Below are 12,860 nucleotides of genomic sequence, written 5' to 3'. Positions count from 1 at the left end.
AGTGGTCCTCACCAACGTATTGGCGAGGACCACTCTTTTTAATTACTGGGTTTTGTCCCAGCCTCTTTGTATTTTGAGGAAATTGCTTACATTCCAGTTACAAGATGTGAAATAAAACGAAGCTTCAACGTGCTAATATTAGGAGTCATTTTCAAGTATTTTATTTCCAAAAAATAAATAAATTGAAGGTCGTTTATCGATATTACTTGACATCAGCCTTGTACTATTAAGATAGAACGTTTATGATTAAAAACGTAGGTAATAATACATATTGAATTTTGGGAAAGGAAGGGAACGACATGGCAGCTAAGAACGTGGAAGAATTAGCCATTAACACTATCCGTACACTATCTATTGACAGTATTGAAAAGGCCAGTTCCGGTCATCCGGGATTACCGATGGGCGCTGCTCCTATGGCCTATACATTGTGGAGTAAGTTTATGAAACATAATCCAGGGAATCCGGACTGGTTTGACCGAGATCGATTTGTATTATCAGCGGGGCACGGTTCCATGCTTTTATACAGTCTCCTTCATTTAAGCGGGTATGATTTATCACTGGATGAATTAAAAAATTTTAGACAGTGGAATAGTAAGACTCCAGGACATCCTGAATATGGAGACACACCTGGTGTGGAAGCTACAACAGGACCGCTTGGACAAGGATTGGCGATGGCCACAGGAATGGCAATGGCAGAACGTCATTTAGCTGCTGTTTATAATAAGGATGATATTAACGTAGTAGATCATAACACGTATGTTTTATGCGGTGATGGAGATTTGATGGAAGGGGTATCCTCTGAATCTGCATCATTAGCTGGCCACTTGAAATTAGGAAAGTTAATTGTACTCTATGATTCAAACGATATTTCTCTTGATGGAGATCTGCATCAATCTTTCTCCGAAGATGTAATGACACGATATGAAGCTTATGGTTGGCACACAATTCTTGTAAAAGATGGAAATGATCTTGATGCAATCGAAAGCGCTATCGAAGAAGCGAGAAACTCGGATCGTCCCTCTCTCATTGAAGTAAAAACAGAGATTGGATTTGGCTCTCCGAACAAAGGCGGTACAAATGCAGCTCATGGTGCTCCGCTAGGTGAGGATGAAGTAACACTAGCCAAAGGGACGTATAAGTGGGATTTTGAAGAAGAATTTCATGTGCCTGCTGAAGTGACAGAACATTTTGCTGAAGGCAAAGCAGAAGGTGCACGAAAGGAACAAGAATGGAACGACAAGGTAACAACATATAAAGAAAAATATCCCGAACTTGCTGAACAATTTATTCGTGCTATAAAAGGAGAGCTCCCGGCAAACTGGGAAAAAGAACTGCCTGTATACAATGATGAAAAACTTGCTACAAGAGCAGCTTCCGGAGAAGCGCTACAAAAAATATCAAAAGCGGTTCCCTCTTTGTTTGGCGGCTCAGCTGATCTTGCTTCTTCTAATAAAACATTAATTAAAGAAGAATCAGATTTCAGCCGTGATAATTATAAAGGGAGAAATGTATGGTTTGGAGTGCGTGAATTTGCGATGGCTGCTGCCGGAAACGGTTTAAAACTTCATGGAGGCGTACATCCTTACGTTTCAACCTTTCTCGTATTTTCGGACTATTTGCGCCCGGCTCTTCGCCTAAGTTCTCTCATGAAGCTGCCGTTAACTTATGTGTTCACTCACGACAGCATTGCTGTTGGGGAAGACGGCCCAACTCATGAGCCTATTGAGCAAATATCTTCTTTAAGAGCAGTTCCTAATTTAAATGTTATTCGTCCGGCTGATGGAAATGAAACAACGGCTGCATGGAAAGCTGCTCTTCAAAGTGAAAATACACCAACCGCACTTGTATTAACTCGACAAGGTCTCCCAACACTTCCAGGTACTGTTGAAAAAGCAGAAGAAGGAGTGCAAAAAGGAGCATATGTTCTTTCAGAATCTTCCAAGCGTCCGGATATACTTCTCCTCGCTACAGGTTCTGAAGTATCTCTAGCCATAGAAGCAAAAGATGAGCTGGAAAAGGATGGAATACAAGCAAATGTCATAAGTATGCCAAACTGGAAAGCTTTTGATGAACAAGACACAACGTATCAAGAACAAATTCTTCCACAAGGCGTTCCTGCTCTTGCATTAGAAATGGGGGCTTCCCATGGATGGCATAAGTATGTAGGTTATCATGGGGCGGTTTTAGGCATTGATCGATTTGGTGCTTCTGCTCCTGGAGATAAAATTGTGCAGGAATACGGTTTTACAGTGGAAAATGCTGTAGCTAAAGCAAAATCTTTGTTGGATTCAAAATAATCCTGGCGCCTCGTAAAAGGGTAATCAAATAATTGCTCCTTTTTCGGGGCTTTTTCTACTTTTTTAGGTATAAAGATATAAAGGTGTTATTCATTTACCTCTAACTATGTTCTCGATATTTCATTCGACAAAATCAGTATTAATTATTTTCAGAAAATGACAGGACTTTTACTTATGATGAGGTATCATATAATAAAAGCAGTGAAGGGGGAGAAATCATGACAACCCGGTTTCAAATGGTCATTATTACAAAAGAAGTAGCGATGCAATATTATCAATCTGAAAACAAGTTGTTTCGTTTGTTTCTTGATTATGAGCGTGCTTACGAGTGGGCTCGTCCTGTTTTAGAAAAACAAATACGTTATATTACGGAGGCCATCTTACCTGCTCACTGGAATGACTCCCTGTCATGTCAACTGCACAACATTGGGTATAAAGAAGAGAAAGCCGAAACAGGTTATTTATATTTTTCAGAAAAGTCAAAAAGTAAACTATTTGTTGATGACAGATTTGTTTATTTTACTCACTCAGGTTCTCCTAAAGTCGAATGGGAAGTCTTTGACTGTTTAAAAAGCTTGTCACCGTATTTATTTGCTGTCAATTTTGAAAAAGAAACGTACGGCTGGTTAAAACCCTTAAAAGTGTTTTCCGTTTTATAAGTTTTTGTAAAACTTCGTCTCTAATTTTGCTCTTTCTATTTTTATGAAATTCCGTATTTTCAGCCGCCTCTATAAAGAAATTTTCTTCACCTCTTTTAATGGCACAGGGGATACGTTATAATTATATAGGTTAAACGTGGCAATTATTACAGAATATTTGTTTTAATGGCTTTAGAAGGAGGAAATTAGAGGATGGACTGGCTTTGGTTTGTACTCGTCGGTGTGCTTTGTCTATTGGCGGGTGCTGCATTAGGATTTTTTATTGCTCGAAAAACTATGATGAACTATTTGAAGAAAAACCCGCCAATAAACGAGCAAATGCTCCGGGTAATGATGATGCAAATGGGACAAAACCCTTCTCAAAAGAAAATAAATCAGATGATGAAAGCAATGCAGAAGCAACAAGATAAAAAGTAATCAAGAGGCTGTTTCAAAGGGAACTGTGAACGTATAGAGTTTCACATGCCGTTTTGAAGCAGTCTTTTGTTTTGGAAAAATGTATTATTGATTAATATTCGAATTCAAAAGGTTTAAACCTGTTTGCATGAATTCTCTCACTCGTTGTATCATAGTAGTAATGTTTTTTTAATGAGCGTCCCTGTGATCACAGCATATGATATCAAGCAGGGAGGGGAGTTGGAAAGAATGAACACCATGTTAATAATTACTACCTTCGGCGCCGCAATGATGGCAGCTATAGCCATTTTTATTCGAATGAAAGCAATAAAAAAGCCGGCAACAGCAAAAAAAATAATTTTACCGCCATTGTTCATGTCTACTGGTTTTTTAATGTTTTTATATGAACCAACCCATATTACGATATCACAAACGATAGAAGCTTTATCGGTTGGTCTAATATTTTCACTGCTCCTAATAAAAACGTCAAGTTTTGAAATTAGAGATCAACATATCTATATGAAACGCTCTAAAGCGTTTGTCTTTATTTTATTCGGTTTATTAATTGCACGAATCATTTTTAAACTATTGATTGGTGATGCTATAAACATAGAAGAATTAGGAGCAATGTTTTTTATTCTTGCTTATGGCATGATTATTCCATGGCGGATATTTATGCTTATTGCCTATAAAAAAATGGAAAGACAAATGCGGTTAGAAGAAAAATCCACAGCTGTGGCTTTTCGGTCATAACGTTGATCGAAAAGAAACGGGCTGTCTGCGTAATTACACGCGGACAGCCCTCTTTTTTAAAGGTAAGAAATTATAAAGATTTGGGCGTTTTACATGTCTAGCTTCAGCGCCCAGCCGCTCAGGCGCACATGATAAAGAGGAACTTTTGCTAAAACCGCGAACGTCCTGTCGCAACGCAAAAGTCAACACCTCCTGTGCAAGCCCGTTCAACGTTGTCACAGGACGTACTTCCACACAATGTGGTGACTTCTACGTTGCACACTGGTCGCCAAAAACGCCACGTCCTGTGGCATTGGCGACATTAGCACATCCTATGCGTCGACGTGTGCGATCTTAGTAGAAGTTCATTTAAATGAGCTGAACGTACTATGTCTTCCCTTTCGACTCCGGACCCTGTGCGAAACCTCCAGAACCTGCCGCGGCTGACCAGGATGCTTGCGCTTTTCTTAGGCGCCTGCTTTCACTTCCACCCTTCATTAGAAGCTTTTTGGCTTGTTTTACGAAAATAAATGTTCATAGGGAGAAACATCTATATCCTTTTCATTTAGTTTTTTTCGTAAAAATTTGTGATCTCTTTTGGGGGTAGCGATTATGTAACCACGGATTAAAAGGTCCTCATCAATTTGGTTTGCGTCTTCTTGTAACGCAAGTTCCCCGATCTTTCCAGCAATTTTTTCTCTGGCTGTATCTCTGAACAGTTCCGGGACAGGTTCTACCAACTCTTCTAGCAGATCCTTTTTTTCCTGCGGCCACAAATGAATCGTTTTTTCGAGGTAGTAATCCTGCCAGTCTAAAATAGATTTCCCGTCTTCTTTTGGAAATCTTTTTAAAAACTTGCGAAACATAAAATAACCGCCGATAAACATAACGACCGTAAGAAAAACCGACCAGAAAACAATAAACCACATAAATATATCGGAAGGCATCCGATTCACCTCATTTGCTGAATCTCATCGATATTTTATCATAGAAATCACAAAAAAGCAGGAGAAGATATAGATTTCATATCTTTCACAATATCAAAATGAAGGCTGATTTGGTATACTTCCAATGGAAGGAGAGAAAGACATGTGGTTAGAAATTAGCAGTTTTATTATTCATTGGCTGATGGCTTTAGCTTTTTTTATGCTGATTCCCTTACCCTTTTTCTTAAAAGGGATGCAAGGAGAGAATCTCCTATTCATTAAGAAACTGTACCGTCCAATCATGCATTTCGCTCACGTTGGACTAATCGGCTCTATTATTACCGGAATTTTTCTTATACAAAACGGGTTATCGTGGTGGCTTATTGTTGTTTTCGTACTTTGGCTCACCATCGGGGCTCTTTTAGGAGTAACTGCCAAAAACCTTCGTCTATCCATGGGAAATAACAATAAAGATCGTTCTGTATTAACATTCAGTTCCATGCTTACTGTGACTATAATAGGAATGTTTATATTGAAGTTTGCCAATTGGTTTTAATGTGAATGGTACATACTAATTATTGTCGTAAGAAAGGATGTACGAAAACGATGGCCAAAAAAGATGTGAACGATTATATAGAACAAGGGATCTACGGACCAAAAGAAACAAATCCAGAGGAAAAACGAAGATTTCTAGGTACGTACAGAGAACGTGTGCTTCTAGCCCTTACCAAAAAACAAGTGATGGAAAAAGGTACGTATCCAGAAATAGAAGAAGCGCTACAAAACCATGCGGATGCTTTGATGATCGTGAATGGAAAATTAGCATATACGGCATTGTCTCCTTACACTAAAATGGCTGCTCATTATGGTGTTCACGCTAAGCGAGTAACAAATATGGATAAGAAAACGGATATTGGTCTTGTGCTCGCTAAAGAGTACCCTGTAAATAAAGAAAGGATTTTTATTGAGAAACAAAACAATAATCAAGATGGGAAAGAAGAAAAAAAGCCTTGGTGGAAAAAAATATTCAGTTTGACCTAAAACCGGTGGTTACTCCATCGGTTTTTATATATAAGAAATTATAAATAGTTGGCGTTTTTGATGTCTAGCTTCAGCGCCCAGCCGCTCAGGCGCACACGATAAAGAGGAATTTTTGCTAAAACCGCGAACGTCTTGTCGCAACGCAAAAGTCAACACCTCCTGTGCAAGCCCGTTCAGCGTTGTCACAGGACGTACTTCCACACGGGTGGTGACTTCTACGTTGCACACTCGTCGCCAAAAACGCCACGTCCTGTGGCATTGGCGACATTAGCACATCTAATGCGTCGACGTGTGCGATCTTAGTAGAAGTTCATTAAAATGAGCTGAACGTCTTATGTCTTCCCTTTCGACTCCGGGCCGCAGGCGACCCTGCGCGAAAGCTCCAGAACCTGTCGTGGCTGACCAGGGCGCTTGCGCTTTTCTTATTACTTAGGAAATTAGAAAATAGGAATCAGCTGCTTAACATAGTGGAAAGCCAAGTTTTTCTAATTACCTTCCTATGGAATAATGCATTTGCTATATACAAAAACTACCTTGTAGAAATGGGTTACTTTTCCAAGGGAGTGATTTCATGAAAGCGAATGACTATCCTAAGGCTCAAGGGTTATATGATCCTGCAAACGAGCATGAAGCTTGCGGGATTGGTATGATTGCGAACATAAACGGGAGAAAATCACATGATATCGTTCAGAATGCAATTACGATACTTTGCAACCTTGAACATCGAGGCGGACAATCTGCTGATATCAGTACAGGTGATGGAGCTGGAATATTAACGCAGATTCCACATTCCTTTTTCAAACAAGCCTGTGAAAAACTCGATATCGAACTCCCTTCAAAAGGAAGTTATGGGATAGGGATGGTGTTTTTGCCGCAAAAACCAGAAGAGCGAAAAAAATGCGAGCAAATAGTCGAAAGAATTATTAACAAGGAAGGTCTTACATTTCTAGGATGGCGAACGGTGCCTGTTAACGACTCTTTTGTTGGCGACCATGCAAAGAAGTCAAAACCCTTTATCCGTCAAGTTTTTATTGCTCCTAAAACGGATTCAAACGATAGAATGGAATTTGAAAGACAGTTATATATTATTCGGAAACGGTCTGAAAAAGAAACCGGCAATATAGAAGGGACATTTTATATATGCAGTTTATCGAGCACTACTATTGTTTATAAAGGTATGTTAATACCAGAACAACTTGATTCTTTCTATATTGATTTAAATCATCCCGATTTCAAATCAGCATTGGCTCTCGTTCATTCTCGCTTTAGTACGAATACATTCCCTAGCTGGGAACGCTCTCACCCAAACCGTTTAACGATACACAACGGAGAATTTAATACACTTCGCGGTAATGTAAACTGGATGCGGGCAAGGGAAAAGTTTTGCCATTCTGAAGCGTTTAATAGTTCGAGATTAGAAAAAGTATTACCTGTTATCGACACAAATGGAAGTGATTCTTCTATGTTTGATAATTGTTTTGAATTTCTGCACTTGTCTGGTCGTTCTCTCGCTCATACAGCTATGATGATGATACCAGAACCCTGGGTTAACGATGAACGAATGAGCGCTGCAAAAAGATCCTTTTATGAATATCACAGCTGTTTAATGGAACCGTGGGACGGCCCTGCTGCGGTAGTGTATACAGATGGAAAACAAATAGGTGCATGTCTAGACAGAAATGGTTTAAGACCAGCGAGGTATTATGTCACAAAAGACGGTATGATAGTGTTCGGTTCAGAAGTCGGAGTACTCGATATATACCCGGAAGAAATTGAGTACAAAGAAAGGCTTCATCCAGGAAAAATGCTGCTTGTCGATATAGAAGAAGGGAAGATTATTAGTGATGATGAGCTGAAACATACGATTGCTTTAGAAGAACCATATGAGAAATGGGTGGATGAACATATGGTTAGTCTTGAAGAATTGTCTGAGCTAAATACAGAGGAGTCTGTAACAGCGGAGGAACTAATAACGCTTCAGCAAGCATTTGGGTATACGACAGAAGAACTGAATAAAATATTAAAACCGATGATAACGGATAAAAAAGATCCGGTTGGTTCTATGGGATATGATTCTCCGCTTGCAGTTTTATCCAAACGTCCCCAGCTTTTGTACAATTATTTTAAACAACTGTTTGCACAAGTCACGAATCCACCGCTTGATGCAATCAGAGAAAAAGTAATTACGGCTGTGGAAACGACAATTGGTCCTGAGGGAAATCTAGTTCAACCAAAGCCTGAAAGCTGTAAAAAAATACGTTTGGAGAAGCCTGTTTTGACAAGTACTCAATTAGAAAAACTTCGCTTAAATACGTATGAAGAATTTCAAACAAAAACGTTGTCGATTTTATTTAGTGTTAAGAAAAAAGAAAATGAATTAGAAAATAGATTAGACGTGTTATTTAAAGAAGCCGAGCAAGCTATTGAAAATGGCGTGACATTATTAATATTATCCGATCGCGGGGTAGACGTTGACAATGCAGCACTTCCTGCTTTACTAGCGGTATCTGGTTTGCATCACCATTTAATACGGAAAGGATTACGAACAAAAGTCAGTATTCTGCTAGATTCGGCGGAACCTAGAGAGGTTCATCATTTTGCAATGCTGCTCGGCTACGGAGCTGAAGCAATTCATCCTTATCTTGCATATGAATCTATACGTCAGCTGATTAAGCAAGGAGATCTTCGGCAAATCGATGAACAAAAAGCCATTAAAACATATGTGGAAGCTGCAGTGGATGGAGTGGTGAAAATACTCTCTAAAATGGGAATTTCCACCATTCAAAGCTATCGCGGGGCCCAAATTTTTGAAGCAGTTGGTATTCATACGGATGTTATCGATAAATATTTTACACGAACAGCTTCGAGATTAGGCGGAATAGGTTTAGATATAATTGAAAAAGAGGTATTAATGAGGCATAAAAAAGCTTTTCGAATAAACAGAGGGACGCCAACTTTAGAATCAGGCGACGAATTTCAATGGCGAAAACATGGCGAAGATCACCAATATAACCCGCAAACGATCCATCTGCTTCAGCAGGCGTGCCGGAACAATAACTATGAGCTCTTCAAAAAGTATTCTCACTTATTGACGGATTCAACCAACCATCTGCAATCGTTAAGAGGTTTATTGACATTAAAAAAAAGAAAACCAATTCCAATCGAAGAAGTCGAGCCCATTGAAAAAATTGTAGCACGTTTTAAAACAGGAGCAATGTCTTATGGTTCCATAAGCGAAGAAGCTCATGAAGCGTTAGCTATTGCAATGAACCGGATTGGCGGACGAAGCAATTCAGGAGAAGGTGGAGAAGAGGAATCGCGATTTACAAAAGACTCGAATGGAGATTGGCGGCGCAGCTCGATTAAGCAAGTAGCTTCAGGCCGTTTTGGGGTGAATAGTCACTATTTGTCTAACGCCGATGAAATTCAAATTAAAATTGCTCAAGGTGCTAAACCAGGGGAAGGAGGTCATTTGCCAGGAAAAAAGGTATACCCTTGGATCGCAGAAGTTAGAAGATCTACGCCAGGTGTGGCTTTGATCTCACCGCCTCCGCATCACGATATTTATTCCATTGAGGATTTAGCTGAATTAATTCATAACTTAAAAAATGCAAATCCTAAAGCCCGTGTTAGTGTGAAACTTGTTTCTGCTGTAGGGGTAGGGACAATAGCTGCAGGTGTAGCAAAGGGAAGAGCAGACCTCGTTTTAATCAGCGGATATGACGGAGGCACCGGAGCAGCTCCGCGCACCAGCATCAAGCACACCGGGCTCCCTTGGGAAATTGGTTTAGCGGAAACCCACCAAACACTATTGATGAACCGCCTTAGAGATCGGATCGTTGTAGAAACCGACGGCAAAATGATGACTGGTCGAGACGTGGTTGTAGCTGCCTTACTCGGAGCTGAAGAGTTTGGGTTTTCTACCGCACCGTTGGTTGTACTCGGTTGTGTCATGATGAGAGTTTGTCATTTAGACACTTGTCCTGTAGGAGTTGCAACGCAAGACCCTGAATTAAGAAGAAAATTTACAGGCAGTCCAGGCCACGTCGTGAATTTTATGGAATTTGTTGCGCAAGAAGTGCGGGAATGGATGGCTGAACTTGGGTTTCGAACGATAAATGAAATGATTGGACGGACCGATGTATTAGAAGCTGATGAACAAGCTTTATCCCACTGGAAATCACGAGGAATAAATTTGGATGCGCTTCTGTATCAACCTGACGTTCCTGAGCATGTCAGCCGCTACAGCATGATAGAGCAGGTTCACGGTCTTGATAAAACGTTAGACCAGCAAGAACTTATTCCGATGTGTAACCAAGCAATCGAAGAGAAAAAATCAGTAAAAGCGACCGTCTCTATTCGGAATATTAATCGTGTAGCAGGGACTATGTTAGGAAATGAAATCACTAAACGATACGGGCGGAACGGCTTGCCTGAAGATACGATACATTTAACATGTAAAGGGTCGGCTGGACAGAGTTTTGGTGCGTTCATTCCTCCTGGAATTACAATGAGACTAATAGGTGATGCCAATGATTATGTAGGCAAAGGACTTTCAGGCGGTAAATTAATTATCCATCCTTCAAAAAAATCAACCTTTCCTGCTGAAGAAAATATTATTGCCGGCAATGTTTGTTTTTATGGATCAATTTCTGGAGAAGCTTATCTCAGCGGTATAGCCGGCGAACGTTTTTGTGTTAGAAACAGCGGAGCCGAAGTAGTCGTTGAAGGAATTGGTGATCATGGTTGTGAGTACATGACAGGAGGAAAAGTCATTGTTTTAGGAGCCACCGGAAAAAATTTTGCAGCTGGCATGTCAGGAGGAATTGCCTATGTGCTTGATGAAGATTCTTTCTTTCATGAAAAATGCAATCAGGAACAAGTACTTCTACAGCATGTAACGGATCAAGATGAAGAAAAAGACATATACATGCTGATCAAAAAACATGTTCAGTATACAAACAGCACGAAAGCTCAATACGTGCTTGATAATTGGAAACATCTATTGTCTTCTCTTGTTAAAGTCATTCCAAAAGATTATTTAGAAATGCAAACAAGACTGCAAAAGCTGGAAGCAGAAGGAATGACAAAACAAGAGGCAGCGATTACCGCCTTTAACGAAAGTAAAAAGGCGGTAGAAGAAATAAAAGAACCGATGGAACTGGAGGGATAGACGATGGGTAAGCCAACTGGTTTTATGGAGTATCAACGTCAAACTTGGCCAGAACGTCATCCGGCAGATCGGGTGAAAGATTGGCACGATTATACATTACCGATGGCAGAGGAAGAAGCAAAAATACAAGGAGCTCGTTGTATGGATTGTGGTATTCCCACCTGTCATATGGGAACAAATATAAATGGAATGACAACTGGCTGTCCCGTTTATCACCTCATCCCTGAATGGAATGACCTCGTTTATCAAGGCCAGTGGAAAGAAGCTTTAGAGCGAGAACACAAAATGAATAATTTTCCAGAGTTTACGGGTATGGCTTGTCCTGCTCCATGTGAAGGAGCATGTGTACTTGGAATTAACGAGCCACCGGTTGCGATAAGATCGATAGAACGCGCGATTATTGAAAAGGGATTTGAAGAAGGGTGGGTCAAACCGGAACCGCCTTCACATCGGACCGGGAAAAAAGCGGCTGTAGTTGGATCAGGCCCAGCAGGTCTAGCTTGTGCTGCTCAGCTGAATAAAGCCGGTCATGATGTTACTGTTTTTGAAAGAAATGACCGTATAGGGGGTCTTTTAACATACGGTATACCTGAAATGAAACTCTCTTATAGTGTAGTGGAACGCCGAGTTGATTTATTAAAACAAGAAGGTATTACGTTTATTACGAACACAGAGGTAGGAAAAGATTATCCTGTTTCTAAACTTCAAACAGAGTTTAATGCGGTTATCCTTTGCGGTGGTGCTTCACAACATCGTGATTTAACAATTGAAGGCCGGGACTTAAAAGGAATTCACTTAGCGATGGACTTTTTGCATGCCAATACAAAAAGTTTATTGGATACAAAGCTAGAGGACGGTCAATATATTTCAGCAAAAGGAAAAGATGTGATTGTTATTGGAGGAGGAGACACAGGAACGGATTGTCTTGCCACATCAATAAGACATCAATGTAAATCCTTAACGCAATTTGATATTCATGGCAAAAAACAAACAGATCGTCCAGATTATAATCCATGGCCGCAATGGCCGATTATCCACCGGGTAGAATACGGACAAAAAGAAGCAGCCACTGTCTTTGGAGAAGACCCGCGTGCTTATATGGTGCAAACGACTAAGTTTGTCGGAGACGAAAATGGCCGCGTAAAAGAAGTCCATACAATAAATGTAGAGGAAAAAATCGATAATAATGGAAACAAAAAAAGAATAGAAGTACCTGGGACTGAAAAAATATGGCCGGCTCAACTTGTTCTTTTAGCTATAGGCTTTAGCGGGCCAGAACAAAGCTTAATTCAATCTCTTGGAATTAATACGAATGAAAGGTCAAATGTAAAGGCGGAATATGGTAACTATCGCACGAATGTAAAAGGGGTTTTTGCAGCAGGTGATATGAGACGCGGGCAAAGTTTAATTGTATGGGCGATCAATGAAGGAAGAGAAGCAGCCAGAGAATGTGATCGCTATTTAATGGGTACAACAGAGCTGCCATAGTATAAAAGGACCTATTCACTAAGATTGGTGAATGGTCCCTTTTTTCACTTTAGAAATGTTTACCTTTGTTAAAGGATGAAAGTATTAGAAAAACTACGGCTTCGTTCCGACATTTGAATTTGGCAGTAAGGCAAGTTTTTCTAATTTA

Annotated in this window: 9 protein-coding genes; 8 read left to right on the top strand and 1 reads right to left on the bottom strand. The window is 40.1% G+C overall.

Annotated elements, in window-relative coordinates; all coding sequences use genetic code 11:
• The first annotated feature begins 299 nt into the window (after positions 1 to 299).
• The 4 genes from tkt (at position 300) to FZF09_RS10090 (ending at position 4,105) form a co-directional block, all read left to right on the top strand.
• Positions 300 to 2,297, top strand: coding sequence for a transketolase (gene tkt, locus FZF09_RS10105; protein ID WP_158736464.1), 1,998 nt, complete (start codon positions 300 to 302; stop codon positions 2,295 to 2,297).
• A 218-nt stretch (positions 2,298 to 2,515) separates the two neighbouring features.
• Positions 2,516 to 2,956, top strand: coding sequence for a sporulation inhibitor of replication protein SirA (sirA, locus tag FZF09_RS10100; protein WP_158736463.1), 441 nt, complete (start codon positions 2,516 to 2,518; stop codon positions 2,954 to 2,956).
• A 192-nt stretch (positions 2,957 to 3,148) separates the two neighbouring features.
• Positions 3,149 to 3,373 (top strand): YneF family protein, encoded by a 225-nt coding sequence (locus FZF09_RS10095; RefSeq protein ID WP_026701153.1) that lies wholly within the window; start codon positions 3,149 to 3,151, stop codon positions 3,371 to 3,373.
• A gap of 237 nt (positions 3,374 to 3,610) precedes the next feature.
• On the top strand, positions 3,611 to 4,105 hold the full coding sequence (locus tag FZF09_RS10090) for a CcdC family protein (RefSeq protein WP_158736484.1): 495 nt from the start codon (positions 3,611 to 3,613) through the stop codon (positions 4,103 to 4,105).
• Positions 4,106 to 4,602: 497 nt separating this feature from the next.
• On the opposite strand, the gene FZF09_RS10085 is transcribed toward FZF09_RS10090, so the two are convergent.
• Positions 4,603 to 5,031, bottom strand: a complete 429-nt coding sequence (locus FZF09_RS10085) for a DUF2621 domain-containing protein (protein WP_158736462.1) — start codon at positions 5,029 to 5,031, stop codon at positions 4,603 to 4,605.
• A gap of 142 nt (positions 5,032 to 5,173) precedes the next feature.
• Between FZF09_RS10085 and FZF09_RS10080 the strand changes: the two genes are divergently transcribed.
• The 4 genes from FZF09_RS10080 to FZF09_RS10065 all read left to right on the top strand — a co-directional run bounded on the left by FZF09_RS10080 (position 5,174) and on the right by FZF09_RS10065 (position 12,712).
• Positions 5,174 to 5,566: a hypothetical protein gene (locus FZF09_RS10080; protein ID WP_158736461.1), complete on the top strand. Its 393-nt coding sequence runs from the start codon at positions 5,174 to 5,176 to the stop codon at positions 5,564 to 5,566.
• 50 nt (positions 5,567 to 5,616) lie between these two features.
• Positions 5,617 to 6,051, top strand: coding sequence for a YueI family protein (locus FZF09_RS10075; protein WP_158736460.1), 435 nt, complete (start codon positions 5,617 to 5,619; stop codon positions 6,049 to 6,051).
• A 571-nt stretch (positions 6,052 to 6,622) separates the two neighbouring features.
• On the top strand, positions 6,623 to 11,224 hold the full coding sequence (gltB, locus tag FZF09_RS10070; protein ID WP_158736459.1) for a glutamate synthase large subunit: 4,602 nt from the start codon (positions 6,623 to 6,625) through the stop codon (positions 11,222 to 11,224).
• A gap of 3 nt (positions 11,225 to 11,227) precedes the next feature.
• Entirely contained in the window at positions 11,228 to 12,712 is a 1,485-nt protein-coding gene (locus tag FZF09_RS10065; protein WP_158736458.1) for a glutamate synthase subunit beta, read from the top strand.
• Positions 12,713 to 12,860: the final 148 nt, after the last annotated feature.

Origin of the sequence: Alteribacillus sp. YIM 98480 (assembly GCF_009765375.1) — a bacterium.
Taxonomy (GTDB): Bacteria; Bacillota; Bacilli; order Bacillales; family Marinococcaceae; genus Alteribacillus.
Note: the sequence above shows the minus strand (reverse complement) of the source record. Positions and strands in the feature narration are given on the sequence as shown.

Excerpts from the sequence above, each read along its gene's own strand:
- FZF09_RS10095 (WP_026701153.1), top strand. The coding sequence starts at position 3,149 with ATGGACTGGCTTTGGTTTGTACTCGTCGGTGTGCTTTGTCTATTGGCG.
- tkt (WP_158736464.1), top strand. The coding sequence starts at position 300 with ATGGCAGCTAAGAACGTGGAAGAATTAGCCATTAACACTATCCGTACA.
- FZF09_RS10085 (WP_158736462.1), bottom strand. The coding sequence starts at position 5,031 with ATGCCTTCCGATATATTTATGTGGTTTATTGTTTTCTGGTCGGTTTTT.
- FZF09_RS10065 (WP_158736458.1), top strand. The coding sequence starts at position 11,228 with ATGGGTAAGCCAACTGGTTTTATGGAGTATCAACGTCAAACTTGGCCA.
- FZF09_RS10075 (WP_158736460.1), top strand. The coding sequence starts at position 5,617 with ATGGCCAAAAAAGATGTGAACGATTATATAGAACAAGGGATCTACGGA.
- sirA (WP_158736463.1), top strand. The coding sequence starts at position 2,516 with ATGACAACCCGGTTTCAAATGGTCATTATTACAAAAGAAGTAGCGATG.
- FZF09_RS10090 (WP_158736484.1), top strand. The coding sequence starts at position 3,611 with ATGTTAATAATTACTACCTTCGGCGCCGCAATGATGGCAGCTATAGCC.
- FZF09_RS10080 (WP_158736461.1), top strand. The coding sequence starts at position 5,174 with ATGTGGTTAGAAATTAGCAGTTTTATTATTCATTGGCTGATGGCTTTA.
- gltB (WP_158736459.1), top strand. The coding sequence starts at position 6,623 with ATGAAAGCGAATGACTATCCTAAGGCTCAAGGGTTATATGATCCTGCA.